The sequence below is a fragment of the Streptomyces sp. NPDC085596 genome (genome assembly GCF_044541565.1).
GTDB lineage: Bacteria > Actinomycetota > Actinomycetes > Streptomycetales > Streptomycetaceae > Streptomyces.
The window spans coordinates 846,523-863,141 of the sequence record NZ_JBITTC010000001.1 but is presented as its reverse complement, the minus strand read 5'-3'; the positions used below and the strand labels follow the sequence as shown (position 1 = coordinate 863,141).

Annotated in this window: 15 protein-coding genes and 1 pseudogene; 7 read left to right on the top strand and 9 right to left on the bottom strand. The window is 72.5% G+C overall.

All coding sequences use genetic code 11. The features are described 5' to 3' along the window. Positions 1-43: 43 nt before the first annotated feature. Genes ACIGA3_RS03925 through ACIGA3_RS03905 form a run of 5 tightly spaced genes read right to left on the bottom strand, consistent with a single transcriptional unit; the run spans position 44 to position 4,221 of the window. Positions 44-652: a hypothetical protein gene (locus ACIGA3_RS03925; protein ID WP_399710242.1), complete on the bottom strand. Its 609-nt coding sequence runs from the start codon at positions 650-652 to the stop codon at positions 44-46. After that, positions 649-1,992 carry a hypothetical protein gene (locus ACIGA3_RS03920; protein WP_399710240.1) on the bottom strand — a complete coding sequence of 448 codons (1,344 nt, stop codon included), beginning with the start codon at positions 1,990-1,992 and terminating at the stop codon, positions 649-651. The genes ACIGA3_RS03925 and ACIGA3_RS03920 overlap by 4 nt, the downstream gene beginning before the upstream one ends. Further along, positions 1,989-2,759 (bottom strand): ABC transporter ATP-binding protein, encoded by a 771-nt coding sequence (locus ACIGA3_RS03915; protein WP_399710239.1) that lies wholly within the window; start codon positions 2,757-2,759, stop codon positions 1,989-1,991. The genes ACIGA3_RS03920 and ACIGA3_RS03915 overlap by 4 nt, the downstream gene beginning before the upstream one ends. Positions 2,760-2,785: 26 nt before the next feature. Next, the gene (locus ACIGA3_RS03910; protein ID WP_399710237.1) at positions 2,786-3,652 is read right to left on the bottom strand and encodes a zf-HC2 domain-containing protein; all 867 of its coding nucleotides are present in this window, start codon (positions 3,650-3,652) and stop codon (positions 2,786-2,788) included. After that, the gene (locus ACIGA3_RS03905) at positions 3,649-4,221 is read right to left on the bottom strand and encodes an RNA polymerase sigma factor (protein ID WP_399710235.1); all 573 of its coding nucleotides are present in this window, start codon (positions 4,219-4,221) and stop codon (positions 3,649-3,651) included. Before ACIGA3_RS03905 ends, ACIGA3_RS03910 begins: the two co-directional genes overlap by 4 nt. 145 nt (positions 4,222-4,366) lie before the next feature. On the opposite strand from ACIGA3_RS03905, the gene ACIGA3_RS03900 reads away from it, so the two are divergent. The 4 genes from ACIGA3_RS03900 to ACIGA3_RS03885 all read left to right on the top strand — a co-directional run bounded on the left by ACIGA3_RS03900 (position 4,367) and on the right by ACIGA3_RS03885 (position 8,576). Further along, complete coding sequence (locus ACIGA3_RS03900) at positions 4,367-4,594, top strand: hypothetical protein (protein ID WP_399710234.1); 228 nt, start codon at positions 4,367-4,369, stop codon at positions 4,592-4,594. Beyond that, the gene (malQ, locus tag ACIGA3_RS03895; protein WP_399710232.1) at positions 4,595-6,691 is read left to right on the top strand and encodes a 4-alpha-glucanotransferase; all 2,097 of its coding nucleotides are present in this window, start codon (positions 4,595-4,597) and stop codon (positions 6,689-6,691) included. It begins immediately after the preceding gene. 71 nt (positions 6,692-6,762) lie between these two features. Further along, positions 6,763-7,011: a hypothetical protein gene (locus ACIGA3_RS03890; protein WP_399710230.1), complete on the top strand. Its 249-nt coding sequence runs from the start codon at positions 6,763-6,765 to the stop codon at positions 7,009-7,011. A gap of 137 nt (positions 7,012-7,148) precedes the next feature. After that, complete coding sequence (locus ACIGA3_RS03885; protein WP_399710228.1) at positions 7,149-8,576, top strand: FAD-dependent monooxygenase; 1,428 nt, start codon at positions 7,149-7,151, stop codon at positions 8,574-8,576. On the opposite strand, the gene ACIGA3_RS03880 is transcribed toward ACIGA3_RS03885, so the two are convergent. Next, positions 8,555-9,097 (bottom strand): UTRA domain-containing protein, encoded by a 543-nt coding sequence (locus tag ACIGA3_RS03880; RefSeq protein ID WP_399710226.1) that lies wholly within the window; start codon positions 9,095-9,097, stop codon positions 8,555-8,557. The genes ACIGA3_RS03885 and ACIGA3_RS03880 overlap by 22 nt on opposite strands. Before the next feature lie 52 nt (positions 9,098-9,149). Continuing rightward, the gene (locus ACIGA3_RS03875; protein WP_399710224.1) at positions 9,150-10,520 is read right to left on the bottom strand and encodes a helix-turn-helix domain-containing protein; all 1,371 of its coding nucleotides are present in this window, start codon (positions 10,518-10,520) and stop codon (positions 9,150-9,152) included. A gap of 188 nt (positions 10,521-10,708) precedes the next feature. Between ACIGA3_RS03875 and ACIGA3_RS03870 the strand changes: the two genes are divergently transcribed. Continuing rightward, positions 10,709-11,812: an NAD-dependent epimerase/dehydratase family protein gene (locus tag ACIGA3_RS03870; RefSeq protein ID WP_399710222.1), complete on the top strand. Its 1,104-nt coding sequence runs from the start codon at positions 10,709-10,711 to the stop codon at positions 11,810-11,812. On the opposite strand, the gene ACIGA3_RS03865 is transcribed toward ACIGA3_RS03870, so the two are convergent. Next, positions 11,813-12,688, bottom strand: coding sequence for a glycosyltransferase family 2 protein (locus ACIGA3_RS03865; RefSeq protein WP_399710220.1), 876 nt, complete (start codon positions 12,686-12,688; stop codon positions 11,813-11,815). It lies immediately after the preceding gene. Positions 12,689-12,775: 87 nt separating this feature from the next. Here ACIGA3_RS03865 and ACIGA3_RS03860 point away from each other — a divergent pair, with 87 nt between their 5' ends. After that, entirely contained in the window at positions 12,776-13,489 is a 714-nt protein-coding gene (locus ACIGA3_RS03860) for a transferase (protein WP_399710218.1), read from the top strand. Between the two features lie 60 nt (positions 13,490-13,549). On the opposite strand, the gene pepN is transcribed toward ACIGA3_RS03860, so the two are convergent. Further along, positions 13,550-16,120 carry an aminopeptidase N gene (gene pepN, locus ACIGA3_RS03855; protein WP_399710216.1) on the bottom strand — a complete coding sequence of 857 codons (2,571 nt, stop codon included), beginning with the start codon at positions 16,118-16,120 and terminating at the stop codon, positions 13,550-13,552. A gap of 220 nt (positions 16,121-16,340) precedes the next feature. Here pepN and ACIGA3_RS03850 point away from each other — a divergent pair. Continuing rightward, positions 16,341-16,439 (top strand): annotated as a pseudogene (locus ACIGA3_RS03850) (DUF1203 domain-containing protein); the annotation flags it as partial. Positions 16,440-16,619 lie beyond the last annotated feature (180 nt).

The following is a 16,619-nucleotide window of genomic DNA, read 5'->3' as shown; positions in this document are numbered from 1 at the left end:
CGCACACCCCGTGGCGGGCCCCGCCCGGCCGGCCACGGGGGGGTCAGCCCCGTGGGCCCTCGGGGCGTGCCCCACGCACCATGTACAGCGCGGCGCCCAGCGCGAAGGCGGCCAGCGCGGCGGCCCACGCCCCCGGCTGCGCACCGGGCTGCACCGGCCACGCCCACACCGTGGCGGCCCTGCCGTGTGCGCCGGAGGAGGCCAGGTAGACGGCGGACACGTACCCGAAGGCGGGCAGCCAGCTCAGGCGGGCCCCGAGGACGACGGCGGCGAGCGCGGTCACCCCCACGCAGCCCAGCGTGTTGCGGATCATCGCCGGGGGCCCGAAGGTCTCCGCGTGCCCCGCCACCACCGGCGTCAGCAGTGCCGAGGCGAGTGCGGTGAGCGCGAAGAGGTGCGCCAGGCGACGCCGCCACCAGGGGCGTACGGCCGTGCGGTCCAGCTCGTCCGACGCCGTGTGCAGGCTCGCCCCGATCACGGCGGCGGCCAGCAGCGGGGCGAGCGCGACGACCGGCACCCGGCGGTCCGGGTCCAAGTAGGCGTCCAGGGCACCGGCCGCCCAGACGGCGAAGCCGGTGGTCGCGGCGAGGGCGACCAGGGTCACGGGGAGGGAGCGGGAGCGGGCGTAGAGCAGGAGACCGTGGGTGCTCACAGCGACGGCACCCCCTCGGTGCCGCAGCCGGCGCGGGCCGCGAAGTACGCGGACAGCCAGGTCCGGCGCCGCTGCTCGTCCATCCCGGCCAGCTTCGCCCGGGCGGCGAGGCTTTCCCGCAGGTGGGCGCGGGCGGCGGCGTCACCCTTGGCATCGCGGGCGTCGAAGTGGCTCTGGAACGGGTTCGGTGCCAGGTACGCCTGCACGGCCTCGTCCGCGAGCTGCCCGCGCGCGGGCTCGTTCTCGCAGTCGCCGTGTCCGGACAGCGCGGCGACCGCCTCCCACGCGTACTGATCCGGATGGGTCAGCCGCCCGCGTGCGACCGACCAGCCGAACGGAGCCAGCGTCGGCAGCGCCGCCTCACCGGCGCGCGGGTCGCTGTGCCGGTCCGCCCAGCGCGCCGGGAGGTTCTGTACGCCCCTGAGTCTGCCGGTGACCCCGGACAGGGCGGTGCGTACCTGGGGGAGCAGACCCGCGTACCGGGCGTTGACGCAGATCGCGGGAGTGGTGGAGGTGTCGCACACCTGTTGGTGGGTGATTGGGTCGGTCCGCCATATGTGGCTTCCGCCCTGTACGAGCAGCGCGCCCGCGGTCAGCGCGGCGGCCAGTGGCAGCAGGGCGGTCGCCCGGCGCCGGGCCGCGTACGCCAGGGTGAGGGCGAGGCTCAGGCCGAGGGTCCACGCGGCCATGGCGAGCGGCTGCCACCACACAGGGCGCATGCCGGCCTCGGCGAACGCGGCGGGATTGATCGCGTCCAAGCCGCCCTGGTGCGCCGCGATCCCGAGCCCCGCGTACCCGGCCACCCCCAGTAGCGGAGCCGTGAGCAGGGTGGGGACGGTCCGGCCCGCCAGGTGCCCCAGCAGCGCCGCGGCCATCAGTGCGGCGGTGTCCCCCGGTACCTGGGTGAGGTGGGGATGATCGCCCATGGAGTACGGCCAGGTGGCGAGCGCCGCGAGGGCGACGGCGAGCAGGTAGCCGACGGCTACCCAGAGCGCGACGGGAAGGGCGGAGGCCAGCAGCCGCTGGAGCGGCGCACGGACGGCCGTCCCCCAGAGCTCCTCCGTGCGGCGCCGCCGCTCGCGCCCGCCCTGCCAGCAGCCGGCCGCGGCGGCCAGCGGCAGGGCGATCAGCAGGGCGTTGTGCACCAGCGCGGCGGTCTCCGCCCAGCCGCCCTGCCAGGTGCGGGAGGAGGTGGTCAGCAGCACCCCGAGCATCAGCAGCACGGCGGCCCCGGCGAGCGGGGCGAAACCCCGGACGGCCTCGGCGCGCAGGGGATGGGGAGTGCGGGTCTTCGGCGTGGCCGGGGCGGTGGTCATGGTGGTGGCTGTCCCGGTGGTCATCGCACCGTCTCCCGCGCGGTCGGGGCGCGGTGGGCCCGCAGCGCCGTCGTGTAGCCGCGCTCGATCGGATGGTCGCCGGGTCCGTCCGAAGTCTCCCCGAGCCGGGTCAGGGAGGCGGGGGTGCCCTGGTACGCGATCCGCCCCCCGTCCAGCAGGGTGACCTCCGTACAGGCGGCGGCCACGTCCTCCACCAGGTGGGTGGAGACCACCACCGTGGCCGAGGTACCGAGTTCGCGCAGCAGTTCGCGGAACTCCACCCGCTGCTCGGGGTCGAGCCCGGCGGTGGGCTCGTCCAGCAGCAGCAGGCTCGGGTCGTTGACGATGGCCTGGGCGATGCCGACCCGGCGGACCATGCCGCCGGACAGCGTTCTGACCTTCGCGTCGATGCGGTCCGCGAGACCGACACGGGCCACCGCCCGCTCCACGGCGGCCGGGACGCGGTCGGCCGGGACCTCCTTCAGCCAGGCCACGTAGGCCACGAACTCCCGCACGGTGAAGGCCGGGTAGTAGCCGAACTCCTGCGGCAGATAGCCGAGTCGCCGCCGGATCTCGGAGCGCTCGCGCTGGTCGGCGCTGTCGTGGCCGAGCAGCTCCACGCTTCCGCCCGAGGGGCGGGCCACGGTGGCGAGCACCCGGATCAGCGAGGTCTTCCCGGCGCCGTTCGGCCCGAGCAGGCCGTGGACGCCGGTGCCCAGCTCCAGGTCGACGGAGTCGAGGGCGATGGTTCTGCGATGCCGGACACGCAGGCCGGTGACGCGGATGGACAAGGGAACTCCTTGGGGAACGAAGGTTTTCAGAGGGCGCGGTCGTACGCGGTGCGGCGGACCGCCAGCAGCAGGGCGCTCAGGGCGACCGCGGCCGCCCACGCGGACTGGGCCGGGGCGCTGCCCAGGCACCAGGCCAGCCGCTCGGCCAGGCGCGCGGTGACCTGGCTGGCCGGGGCGCCGGGCAGCGGCGCGAGCACCGCGCACAGCCAGCCGCCCGCCGTCACGGCGGAAGCCGTCCGGAACCCGGCGAAGGAGCCCAGCGCCAGGGTGGCCAGCGTCAGCGCCAGCCCCGGCAGCAGCCACGCTGCGGCGGCCGGGGCGCCGGAGGCGGGCAGCAGCAGGCCGGCGAGGGTCAGCACCGGCAGGCTCACCGCGAGCACGGCCGCCGTACGGGTCAGGGCCAGCCGGAGGCCACCGCCCGGTGTGGAGGCGGTCACCTCGTGGAGCGGGTCGGCGTGCGGGCCGTAGGACAGCGCGACCCCGGCCACGGGCATCACCGGCGCGATCGCCAGCAGCAGCGTCCGCGCCTCCGGCCCGCCGGTGAGGCCGAGCAGCATCGCACCCCCGGCCACCACCAGGACGGCGATCAGCCACGCCCCGCGTACGGCGGGCCCGGCGGCCCAGAGGAGCCGGGTACGGCGCGCGAAGGCGCCGGTTCCCGACCCCTGTACGGGAACCGGCGCCACCTCCCGCGCAGCGGCGGCCAGCACCGCAGTCCGTACGTCCATGAGCACCGCGCCCGCCGCCGTCCCCCGCACCGCCCCCGAGACGCGGGAAGCGCACCCCGTGCACGTCTCCAGGTGCTTCTCCAGGGACCAGGCGTCCGGCTCCGGCAGGGAGCCGTCGGCGTAGCGGGCGGCCAGGGCGTCACTCACGTGCCACTGCTTGCTCATGCCGGGCCTCCCAGCGGGGACGGGTTCAACTGGGCCAGCGCGGCCCGCAGTTCGGTACGGGCACGCCGGGCCCGCGACTTGACCGTGCCCTCGGGTATGCCGAGCAGCCGGGCCGTCTCACGGGTGGTCAGGCCGTCCACCACCGTCGCGCGCAGTACCTCGCGCAGCTCGGGGGAGATCCGGTCCAGGGCGGTGCCGACATCGCCGTACTCGAGACCGGCCAGCACCCGGTCCTCGGCGGAGGGCGCGGCTGCCTCCGTCTCCACCGGCTCGACCGCGACCCGTGCGACACGCTCCTGGGCCCTCCGGGCGTCGACCAGGCGCCGGGCCGCGATCGTCCACAGCCAGCCGCCCGCCTCCTCGCCCCGGTGCGCGGCGGCCGAACGCCACACCGTGACGAAGGTGTCCTGGAGCACCTCCCGGACCACCTCCGGGTCGGCGCAGCGCCGGGCCAGGCGGGCGTGCAGCCACCCCGCGTGCCGGTCGTACAGGTCGGCCAGCGCCGCCGCGTCGCCCGCCGCGACGGCCCGCAGCAAGGACCCGTCGTCCTTCTCCCGATGGCCCCCCATGGGGCGGAACAGTCTCACACCCCCTCTATCGCCCCGCCGCCCCGCGGCGGATCACTCCCGCGCGCGGGCGTGGCATCCGCGTCTCTGGGTAGGGCTGGGTAATCCGGCAAAACGCACCCGCCCCCCAGTGAACGAGGAGGCTCCCGTGGCCGCACCGGCTCACCTTTTTCTGCCCGCCCAGTGGAAACCCGAGGCGGAGACGCCCGCCGACTGCGCGTTCAGCGCGGAGAGCGCCTGCGTGGAGGCCCCGCTGACCAGCGAGCCCCCGCTGCCCGGCGCCGAGCCGCTGACCAGCGAGCCCCCGCTCGCCGACACCGTCCCGCTCACCGGCGACCTCGACCCCGTCCCGGTCCGCTTCGGCCCGGCCGAGTAGATGGCCCCGGCGCTGGAGGACGACGAGCTGGGCGCGCTCGCGGAGCTGCACGGCGTCGCCACCTCCTACAGCCCCTCCCCGGAGGCCGTGGTAGCGGTGCCCGCCGCCGCCGTGACCGCCGCCCTGGCCGCCCTGGACATCGACGCGAGCACCCCGGACGCCGTCCGCGCCGCGCTCGCCGAGCGGGAGCGCGAACTGCGCGAACGGCTGCTGCCGCCCACCGTGGTCCGCTGGACCGGCCCGCCCGCCGGCGCCACCCCCGCCCTCCCGGACCCCTTCGACGTCCTGCCGCCCGGCACCCAGGTGCAGATCGACACCGAGCAGGGCGAACGCCGGACCAGCGCCGACGACCTGCCCACCGGCGTCCACCACGTCACCGTCACCGCCCCCGACGGACACACCGGCCACGCCCACCTCATCGTCGCCCCCGAGCGCCTCCCCGCCCCCGCCGGCCGCTCCTACGGCCTGCTCGCCCAGCTCTACTCCGTGCTCTCCCACCGCTCCTGGGGCATGGGCGACCTCGGGGACCTCGCCGAACTGGCCGCCTGGGCCGGACGCGCGCACGGCGCCGGATTCGTGCAGGTCAACCCGTTGCACGCGGCCGTACCCGGCGCCCCCACCGACCCCTCCCCGTACCGCCCCTCCTCCCGCCGCTTCCCCGACCCGGTGCACCTGCGCGTCGAGGACGTCCCGGAGTACGCCTACACCGAGCCGAACCCCCGGCTGCGCGAGCGGGCCGAGCGGCTGCGTGCCGACGTGCTCGACAAGGGCGCCCTCATCGACCGCGACGCGGTGTGGGAGCTGAAGCGGGAAGCGCTGGAGCAGGTCGTACGGGTCCCGCTCGGACCGGGCCGGCAGGCCGCGTACGACGCCTTCCGCGCCGAGGAGGGACAGGCGCTGGAGGACCACGCCACCTGGTACGCCCTCGCCGAGGAACACGGCCACGACTGGCGGAACTGGCCCGAGGCGCTGCGCGACCCCCGCTCGGCGGAGACCGCGCGCGCCCGCGCCCGCCTCGCCGACCGGGTCGAGTTCCACACCCGGCTCGCCTGGCTCACCGACGGCCAGCTCCGCGCCGCCCAGCGGGCCGCCGAAGAGGCCGGGATGCCGATCGGGATCGTGCACGACCTCGCGGTCGGTGTGCATCCGGTCGGCGCCGACGCCTGGTCCCAGCAGGACCACTTCGCCGCCGGGATGTCGGTCGGCGCCCCGCCGGACGCCTTCAACGCGCGCGGCCAGGACTGGGGCCTGCCGCCCTGGCGCCCCGACCGGCTCGCGGAGTCCGGTCACGCCCCCTACCGCCAGCTGCTGCGCGCCCTGTTCCGCTACGCGGGCGCGCTGCGTATCGACCACGTCATGGGCCTGTTCCGGCTCTGGTGGGTCCCCGAGGGCAGCCCGCCCACCGACGGCACCTACGTCCGCTACGACGCGGAGGCGATGCTCGCCCTGCTCGCGCTGGAGGCGTCCCGCGCGGGCGCGCTGGTGATCGGGGAGGACCTGGGCACCGTGGAGCCCGGTGTGCGCGAGACGCTCCAGCGGCGCGGGGTGCTGGGCACCTCCGTGCTGTGGTTCGAGCGGGACTGGACCGGCGACGGCCGCCCGCTGCCGCCCGAGGGCTGGCGCGAGGACTGCCTCGCCACCGCCACCACCCACGACCTGCCGCCCACGGCGGCCCGGCTCACCGGCGAACACGTCGACCTGCGCGAGAAGCTCGGCCTGCTCATCAAGTCGGGCGCCGACGAGCGCGCGGACGCGGTCGCGGACACCGCCGAGTGGCTGGCCCTGCTCGGCAGTCTCGGCCTGCTGGACGCCCCGGCCGCCGGGCCGCCCGGCAGCGACGAGGAGGCCGAGATCCAGGGCTTCCACCGGTTCCTGCTGCGCACCCCGGCCCGGCTGGTCGGCGTCTGGCTCCCGGACGGCATCGGGGACCGGCGCCCGCAGAACGTGCCCGGCACCTGGGACCAGTACCCCAACTGGCGCCTGCCGGTGTCCGATCCCCAGGGGCGCCCGGTACCCCTGGAGGAGCTGACCGCGTCCCCGAGGCTGCGGGCACTGCTGGCATCGGTGCGGGCGGGGCTGGGGCACAGCGGTACCTGAGGGGTCGTGGTGGCCGCGCGTACGGCACCCCGGACGCGCGGCCGGTGCGGCGGTTCGCTAACTTGGGGAACGTGGACAAGAAGAACGCACTGCGCGCCGGAGCCCTGGCGGCCGGCACGACGCTGATGATGCTGCTCATGTCGTCCCCCGCGCTCGCGCTCACCCGCGACGACGGTGACGACCCCGGCCCCGGTCTCTCCGCCTGGGAGACCATCGGCCTGTACGTGCTGATCCCGCTGGGCCTGTTCGTCCTCATCGCCGGTCTGGTGATGGTGCTGGACAAGTCCCGGCCGCGTGCGTCGTCGTCCTCCAAGGGCTGACGGAGTCTTCCGAGGTTTTACGGACCGGCTGGTCCGAACGCCGGGGGCGCCGGTCCTCCCGTGTACGCGCAGCGCGTACACGGGCCGGGACGGCGCCCCCGGCGTGTTTTCCACACCGTGCCACCGAGGAGCCGCAGATGGCAGGCACCACCGGCGTCGTCGTAGTGGGCTGCGGCCCGACCGGACTGCTCCTCGCCGGTGACCTGGCCGAGGCCGGAATCCCGGTCACCGTGCTGGAGAAACGGCCGCGCGGCATCAGCAACCTCACCCGCGCCTTCGCGCTGCACGCCCGCACGCTGGAGCAGCTCGACATGCGAGGCGTCGCCGACGAACTCGAAGCCCTCGGCCACCCCCTGACCCGGCTCGGCCTCTTCGACGGCCTCACCCTCGACCTCTCCGAACTCCCCACCCGTTTCCGGCACGTCCTGGTGATCCCGCAGTACGAGGTGGAACGGGTACTGGAGCGGCGTGCGCGGGAGGCGGGCGCCGAGTTCCGGTACGAGACCGAGGTGACCGCGCTGACCCAGGACGCGTCCGGCGTGACCGTCCTCGCGCGGGGCACGGAGCCGCTGCGGGCGTCGTACGTCGTCGGCGCGGACGGGATGCGCAGCGCGGTGCGGGAGGCGGTCGGGCTGCCGTTCCCTGGGCGCTCGGTCATCCGCTCCGTGGTCCTCGCGGACGTACGGCTTTCCGAGGACCCGCCCGGCCTGCTGACCGCAGGCACGGCGGGGGACGCCTTCGCGCTTCTCATCCCCTTCGGCGACGGCTACCACCGGGTCGTCGGCTGGCACCGGTCCCATGACGTCCCCGACGACGCGCCGCTGGACCTCGCCGAGATCAAGGACATCGTCCGCGTCGCCCTGGGCCGGGACTACGGCATGCGCGACCCGCGCTGGATGTCCCGCTTCCACAGCGACGAACGCCAGGCGCCCTCGTACCGGGCGGGCCGGGTCTTCCTGGCCGGCGACGCCGCCCACGTCCACTCCCCGGCAGGCGGCCAGGGCATGAACACCGGCCTCCAGGACGCGGCCAACCTGAGCTGGAAACTGGCCGCGGTGCTGGACGGCCGTGCGGATGTGGCCCTCCTCGACACATACGACACCGAACGCCACCCGGTGGGCCGCACGGTCCTCCGCAGCAGCGGCACCCTGATCCGCCTGGCGATGGCCAACAGCCCCTGGACACGGGGTCTGAGGTCCGCCCTGACGACCCTGGTGACCCGCTTCCCCGCCCTGCGCCGGAAGGCGATGCACCAGGTAACGGGCCTGGGCTACTCCTACGGACACGCCCTGACCGGCAAACGAGCCCCGGACATCCCCTTGCCGGGCAACACCCGCCTCTACGAGGCCCTGCGCACGGGCAACTTCGTCCTGCTCACACCAGCCCCCTACGAGCACACCCACCGGACCCACCTCACCACATCCGAGTGGCCCGGCCCCCAGACCCTCCTGATCCGCCCGGACGGCTACATAGCATGGGCGGCGAAGTCCCCGACGCCAACGGCCGTGGAGAGGGCCCTACTTGAACACGTAGGTCCACCGGATCACCCGACCCGAATCTCATAACGAAGCCGCTGCCGATGAGCGGGCATGACGATGAGGTCCGCCTGAACAGCCCGGTCACCGTCATCGAAAGTGACCCTGCTCAACCGCAACACAGGCTCCTCCGGCGCCAGTTGCAGAACCTCCCGCTCCTCCGAGGAGGGCATCCCAGCGGTGACGTCCTCCCGCACCCGAACCCCACGATGCCCAAGCTCGGCAAGCAGAGTCACGGCCCCACCGGGAATCTTCCCTCGCTCAGCGAGACGGGTCCCCAGAGCGATGGCGGCCGGGTAATAGGTATCGGTCAACTCGCAAGGCACCCCATCAAGTTCAATAACCCGCCGCCGTACGACCACGACCTCTCCGACCTCCACCCCAAGCAACCCGGCAACCTCCCCCGAGGCGCCCACCTCCCCGGCATGCACAATCCGCTGACCGCCCTTCCCACCCCGAGCCGCAGCCTCGTCCGACCAGGCATCGCCCTGCCCCGGCTCCTTAGGGGTCAGGTATGGCATGGAGGCACTGACCCACCTGTTGTCACTCACGGCGTCCTCCTGAATCGGGCTTGCCGGTCGACGGCATCTGCGTATGCGTGGACTACGCGACGGCGCCAGCGCGCTGAGCGAACGCCCGCACGCCAGTGAGGACGCGGTCATGCCGCAACAGGTCGGCGGCCATGCTCCGGACAGAGCCGCGGCGGACCTCCTGTGGCGCTGCCTGCTCGGCGGCCAGAAGTGCCCGGTAGCAGCGGTCGGGTTTACCCCATTGATCGAAGGCGCGGGCGACGTCGATCCAGTATCGAGCCCGGCGTTCGGGGGTGGGCAGGCCAGCGGGGTCGATGCGGCGCGCGTGCTCGATGGCCTGGCCCGCGTCACCGAGCAAGTAGCTGACCGAGACCTGATGGAGAAGCACTTGGCCGGGACCGAAGACGGTGCCTCGCAGCAGGGCGTCACGGCCGAGTTGCCCGGCGGTGGCCTCGGCTTCGGCGATGAGGTCCTGTGCGGTGTGCCGGTTGCCTTGCTTGGCTGCGGTGTAGGCGGCGGTGGCGTACAAGTTGCCCTGGACGGAGAGCCGGTCGGTGGTGTCGGTGGTGCGGTCGGTGGTCAGATGCTGGGCGGCGGTGACGGCGACATCGGTGGCACGTGCGTAGTGCCCTTGGCGGCGCCAGGCGGAGGAGACCATACGGTGGGCTTCGGCGACGGTGAGGGCATCCGCGCCGCCGAGGGCCGCGGTGAGGGCCCGGTCGGCGGTGACGGCGGCCATGCCGTCCTCGCCGAGCTTGATGCACAGACGGGTCGCGGTGGTGTAGAGCTCGGCGACTGCGGTCGTAGCTTGCACCGGGTGCCCGTGGGCGCCGAGGGCCTGGGCAAGGGCGATCCGGCCTGGGAGCAGCCGCGCGAGGGCGTCGTAGCGACAGGCGCTGAAGTCGGCCCGAGAGGCGTCCACCGCTGCGGTGACTGCTGACGGGGTGGGATCCTGGGCCAAGGGATGGCCGTGCTGCCGATGGAGCAGGAGGTCTTCCAGGCCGGACAGGCTCGGCTGCGCTGAGGCATGGGCGTCGACAGACGGTCCGAGGACCGCGCCGGCGGTGGCTCCGGCCAGTCCTGTCAGGAGCTTTCGGCGTCGCACCGGGTCTTCTCCCTCATCGCTGAACGGGGTATGACCACCCACCCTAGTGGCGTCGATCCGTTCTGCGACGGCTCGCTGTCGTCGGGGCGCGAGGCCGAGCAGGTGCGGAGGAATGTCGAGGCTGGCGGCGAGGTTCTGGAGCAGCAGCACGTCGCGTATGGGCTGCTTGCCGCGTTCCATCCGGGACAGAGAGGCAGCGGTATAGCCGACCTGCCTGCCCAGTTCGTCGAGGGTGATGTCGGCCGCGCGGCGGGCCAACCGGACGATGGCGCCGACGTCGCCGCGGCCGAGCGCCTCACGCATGGCCGCAGAACGCCAGAGCGGATGGGTGTTGTCCACGACTCACCTCCTGCGGGGCTCATTGTCCCGTCAAACCACCCTGCGGCAGGAGAAGTTGCAAGCCGTTTACGCCCGGTGCAAACGGTGTGCGGGCCGGGAGGCTTCCCCTCCCGTCGCCCGGCGGGCTGCGGTGTCCTCATGACCAGACGGCGCGCACCGGAGCGGGCCGCAGGAACTCAGGAGGCACCGTGCACGAAACCCAGTTGAGGGAACTCACCGGCCGGAAGGTGCTGGTCACCGGGGGAGCCGGGTTGATCGGCAGCCGAATTGCTGCCTGCCTGCGCCAGGTGGGAGCCCGGCCGGTCCTGCTGTGCACGCTGGACGCCTACCCCCGGAACACCTACCGCGACCTGTTCGGGATCGACCCCTCGGACCGGAGTGTCATCGTCGGCAACATCCAGAACCCGGACGTGGTCAGGACGGCGGTGGCCGAGTCCGACTACGTGATCCACGCCGCCGCCCTCGCCGACGTCGCCGCTTGCAGCCGCAAGCCCATGGCGGCGATCCACACCAATGTCACCGGCACCCAGGTTCTGCTCGACGCGGTAGCCGCCTGCGAGCGGGTCCGCCGCCTCGTCTTCATTTCATCAGCCAGTGTCTACGGCAACGGCAGCCCGGAGGACTGGGCACGCCCGTGCGAGGAGTACCGCACGGTGCGCAAGCTGTTGGAAGCTGTCTACGGGCGGGTTCCGGCGCAGTTCCACGAGCACACGCAGTTGCGTCCGATGTCCGTATACGCCAACACCAAGGCGTGGGGCGAGACGCAGACCGCTCTCACGCTGGGTACTGCGGGCACCTCGTACACGGTCGTACGGTACTTCTCCGTCTACGGAGAGCCGCAGGTCGTCAAGGAGAAGAGCCACTCGTGGGTGGTCGCCTGGTTTGCCACCCGTGCCGCCCTGGGGCTGCCCCTGCACCTCAACGGCGGCGGCCACCAGATCCGGGATCTGGTCCACGTCGATGACGTCGCCGCCGCCACCGTCCGGGCCCTTGTCGCCCCGCGGGCCCACAATGAGACGGTCAACGTCGGAACCGGCACCCCCACCAGCATCCGCACCGTGGCCGAGCTGGTCGCGGAGCAGTACCCGCAGACCCGGTTCGTGGAGACGCCGATGCCGCCCGGTGACCCGCTCGGCGGCTACGCGGCCACCCACCGCATGGAAGCGGTACTCGGCTGGCGGCCGACGATCACCGTCCGGGAAGGGGTGGCTCGCTATGCGGATTGGCTTGGCAGGACGCCCGAGGCGATCCCGGCGTGGTTGAGGGCCGAATCCGAGGCCGTGACTGCCTGATCAGATGACCGGCGGACGGCCCAGGCGGGTCATCCGCCACACCGTGGACCACCGCATCGGCCGGCGGGGCGGGCACGAGGTGCGCAGGCCCTCGGCGAACCCGCCGAACCAGGCCCTCAGCCCCGCCGCCGACCGGGTGCGGGCCACGGTCACCACCGTCCAGACGCCCAGGTAGACAGGGATGAGCAGAGCGGGAAGGTGCCGCTTGGCCAGCCAGACCCGGTTACGGGCGACCATGCGGTGGAAGACTGCGTGCCGGGTCGGCGAGGTCCACGGATGCTGGAGTACCAACTCCGGTGCGTAGAGCACCTTCCAGCCCGCGTCCAGTGCCCGCCAGGCCAGGTCGGTCTCCTCGTGCGCGTAGAAGAACGGCTCGGGCCACCCACCGGTCTGGTCCAGCATGCGCATGGACAGACCGTGCCCGCCGCCGAGGAACGTCGTCACCGGGCCGCCCCGCATCGGATCCGCCGCCCGCAGGCGCGGGACATGACGGCGCTGGGTGCGACCGCGTTCGTCGGCGATACGGAAACCGACCACGCCCAGACGCTCGTCCGACGCGTACAGCGCCGCGAGCCGGGTGAAAACGTCCGACCTGATCAGCAAGCCGTCATCGTCCAGGTCCACCACGACATCTACGTCCCCGAACTCCCGCAGCCGGGCCAGTGCGGCGTTCCTGCCTCCGGCCACGCCCAGGTTGTCCGGCAGATCGACACCGGTCACCCAATCGGGAAGGGGCGGCAGCGGCGAGCCGTTGCCGACAACCACCACCCGCGCGGCAGGCATGTCCTGCCCGGCGACCGACGCGAGAAGGTCGGCCAGCTCGGCGGGGCGCGTGCCCATGGTCAAGATGGCAACGCCTACGCGCGGGTTACTCACGGATGAACTCTCCGTTCCTCGAGTCCGGTGCCGGTGATGCTAACCGCCCTGAGGAACGGCCACTGACCACTCGACGGAAGGCCACCGATGCCCACTGTCCGTATCGGCGACTACCTCTCTGCCCCCAGCAGCGGAATGCTGCGCGGCACCCCTTACGAGCACCTGGAGCGGGCCGAACTGGCCGATTTCCTCACGCTCTGGAAGGACTGGCACCGCCAGAGCCTCACCCGGCTCACGCACCGTATCCACCCCACCGCGCGGATTCACCCGACCGCGATCATCGGTGACGACGTGATCATCGGTCCTCGCGTACGTGTGTGGGAGTTCTCCACCGTCCGCGCCGGCTCCGTGCTCTGCGCCGATGTCTCGGTCGGTTTCAACTGCGAGGTCACCCACTCCTTTCTCAGTGAACGCGCCGTGCTCGGCCATCGCATCGGTATCAACCGGACCCTCGTCGGTGCCGACGCCCACCTGTCGGCCAACCTGACCGTCGCGGCCATCAGCCTGTGGAGTCGCCGGATGAGCAACCCTGAACGGGAGATCATCCTGCGCACCCCCGATGGCCTCTACCGTTGTGGCACGCCGCAGTTCGGCGCTTTGATCGGCGACCGTGTCCAGACCGGCAACAGCATCAGCCTCGGCCCCGGCATCGCACTCGGCCGTGACTGCCGGATCGCCAGCGGCGTTACTCTCGCCGCACGCGCCATTCCCGACCAGAGCGTCATCACCGCCCCCCATACCTCTGACGTCCACGTCCGACAGCGATCTGCGCATGCCGGCGGGATTGACACGGGGGCGTGACGCAAACAGAAGGGGGCGCCCGGCACAACGCCGGGCGCCCCCTTCTCAACTGCTAACCGGCTACGCCGAAGCCGCGTCCGCCCGCTGCGCCTTCAGCGCCCGCTCGACGCCCGCGCGGGACTCCGAGATCAGGCGGCGCAGAGCCGGGGTCGGCTCCGTGGCCGTCAGCCAGGCGTCCGTCTTGGTCAGGGTCTCCTCCGAGACCTGGACCGACGGGTACAGGCCCACCGCGATCTGCTGGGCCATCTCGTGGGAGCGGGAGTCCCAGGCCGTCTTGACGGACTCGAAGTAGCGGTCCGTGTAGGGGGCGAGGAGTTCGCGCTGGTCGGTCTGGACGAAGCCGCCGATGACCGCTTCCTGGACCGCGTTGGGGAGCTTGTCGGACTCGACGACCGACGCCCACGCCTCCGCCTTGGCCTCGGCCGTCGGGCGGGCCGCGCGGGCGGTGGCGGCGTGGCGCTCGCCCGCCGCCGTGCGGTCCCGCTCGTACTCGGCGGCGATCTCCGTCTCGTCGAAGCGGCCGACCGCGGCGAGCCGCTCCACGAACGCCCAGCGCAGCTCGGTGTCGACGGCGAGGCCCTCGACGGTCTGCGAGCCGTCGAGCAGCGCCTCCAGCAGGTCCAGCTGCTCCGGCGTACGGGCCGTCGCCGCGAACGCGCGGGCCCAGGCCAGCTGGTGGTCGCTGCCCGGCTCGGCGGTGCGCAGGTGGGCCAGCGTCGCCTCGGTCCAGCGGGTCAGCAGGGTCTCGCGGGCGGCCGGGTCGGCGTACAGGTCGATCGCCAGCTTGGCCTGGCGGTGCAGCGACTGCACGACACCGATGTCGGACTCCTTGCCGATGCCGGACAGCACCAGCGCGAGGTAGTCACGGGTGGCCAGTTCGCCGTCACGGGTCATGTCCCACGCGGAGGCCCAGCTCAGCGCGCGCGGCAGCGACTCGGTGAAGTCGCCGAGGTGCTCGGTGACGGCCGCGAGGGACTCCTCGTCCAGGCGGACCTTCGCGTACGACAGGTCGTCGTCGTTGAGCAGGATCACGGCCGGACGGCGGACGCCGGTCAGCTCGGGCACGGCCGTCAGCTCGCCGTCCACGTCCAGCTCGACGCGCTTGACGCGCACCAGCTTGCCCGCGTCGTCCAGGTCGTACAGGCCGATCGCGATGCGGTGCGGGCGCAGCGTCGGCTCGCCCTTGGCGCCGGCCGGGAGCGCCGGGGCCTCCTGGCGGACCGCGAAGGAGGTGATGACACCGTCCGCGTCCGTCGCCAGCTCGGGACGGAGGATGTTGATCCCCGCCGTCTCCAGCCACGCCTTCGACCAGGTCTTCAGATCGCGCCCGGAGGTCTCCTCCAGCGCGCCCAGCAGGTCCGACAGCCGCGTGTTGCCGAACGCGTGCCGCTTGAAGTACGCCTGCACGCCCCGGAAGAACGCGTCCTCACCGACGTACGCCACGAGCTGCTTCAGCACCGAAGCGCCCTTGGCGTACGTGATGCCGTCGAAGTTGACCAGTACGTCGTCCAGATCGCGGATGTCCGCCATGATCGGGTGCGTGGACGGCAGCTGGTCCTGGCGGTACGCCCACGTCTTCATCGAGTTGGCGAACGTGGTCCACGAGTGCGGCCAGCGCGAGCCCGGCGCCGACGCCTGGCAGGCGATGGAGGTGAAGGTGGCGAACGACTCGTTCAGCCACAGGTCGTTCCACCACTCCATGGTGACCAGGTCGCCGAACCACATGTGGGCCAGCTCGTGCAGGATCGTCTCCGCCCGCACCTCGTACGCCGCGTCGGTCACCTTGGACCGGAAGACGTACTGGTCGCGGATGGTCACCGCGCCCGCGTTCTCCATCGCGCCCGCGTTGAACTCCGGTACGAACAGCTGGTCGTACTTCTCGAAGGGGTACGCGTAGTCGAACTTCTCCTGGAACCAGTCGAAGCCCTGCCGGGTGACCTCGAAGATCGCGTCGGAGTCGAGGAACTCCGCGAGCGAGGGCCGGCAGTAGATGCCGAGCGGCACGCTCTGCCCGTCCTTCTCGTACACACTGTGCACCGAGTGGTACGGGCCGACGATCAGCGCCGTGATGTACGACGAGATGCGCGGGGTCGGCGCGAACGCCCAGACGTTGTCCTTGGGCTCCGGCGTGGGGGAGTTGGAGATCACCGTCCAGCCCTCGGGCGCCGTCACCGTGAACCGGAAGGTCGCCTTGAGGTCCGGCTGCTCGAAGGAGGCGAAGACGCGCCGCGCGTCCGGCACCTCGAACTGCGTGTACAGATAAGCCTGTTCGTCGACCGGGTCCACGAACCGGTGCAGACCCTCACCGGTGTTGGTGTACGCGCAGTCGGCCACCACCCGCAGGATGTTGCGGCCCTCAAGGAGGCCCGGCAGCGCGATCCGCGACTCCTTGAAGACCTCCGCCGGGTCCAGCGCGTCCCCGTTCAGCGTCACCTCGTGCACGGCCGGTGCGACCAGGTCGATGAAGGACTCGGCGCCGGACTCGGCCACGTCGAAGCGCACCGTGGTCACGGACCGGTAGGTGCCCCCCTCCTGCGCGCCGGAGAGGTCGAGATCGATCTCGTACGAGTCAACGGTGAGCAGCTCAGCCCGCTGCTGCGCCTCTTCCCGAGTCAGGTTTGTGCCAGGCACGCGGTCATCTCCTCGTTATGTGTGGGTTGCGCCATCCTTCCACGGGAGATCCGCGAACGCGATGTCCTTGTCCCGCCGGTCACAAGGCCAGCGCAAGGCCGGCCTGGGGCACATGACGACACACGCCACCACGACCCACACCCCGCGCGCCATCACGGAACCGGCCCTCGCCGAACTGCGCGCGACGGACGACGCCGGACGCCCGACGACCGCCGTCACCGACCCCGAGGACGAGGCGTTCACCGACGCCGAGGTGGCCCTCGTACACGTCAGAGCGGTCGAGTACGGCTGCTTCCTGTACGAGGTGCGCAGGCCCTAGCAGCGATTCGCACTGGCGCGTCAAGGGTGAAAGGGCCGTCCCGAGCCGCCTCCCGGCACCGGGCGCTGTCACGCTGTTTCTGTTGCCCAGGGGCGGCGCGCCGGTCCTGGCGGGCCGGCTCCGCGGAGACGAACAGCGAAGGGGCGTCATGGCCACTCAGCGGGCGACCGGCGATTCTCC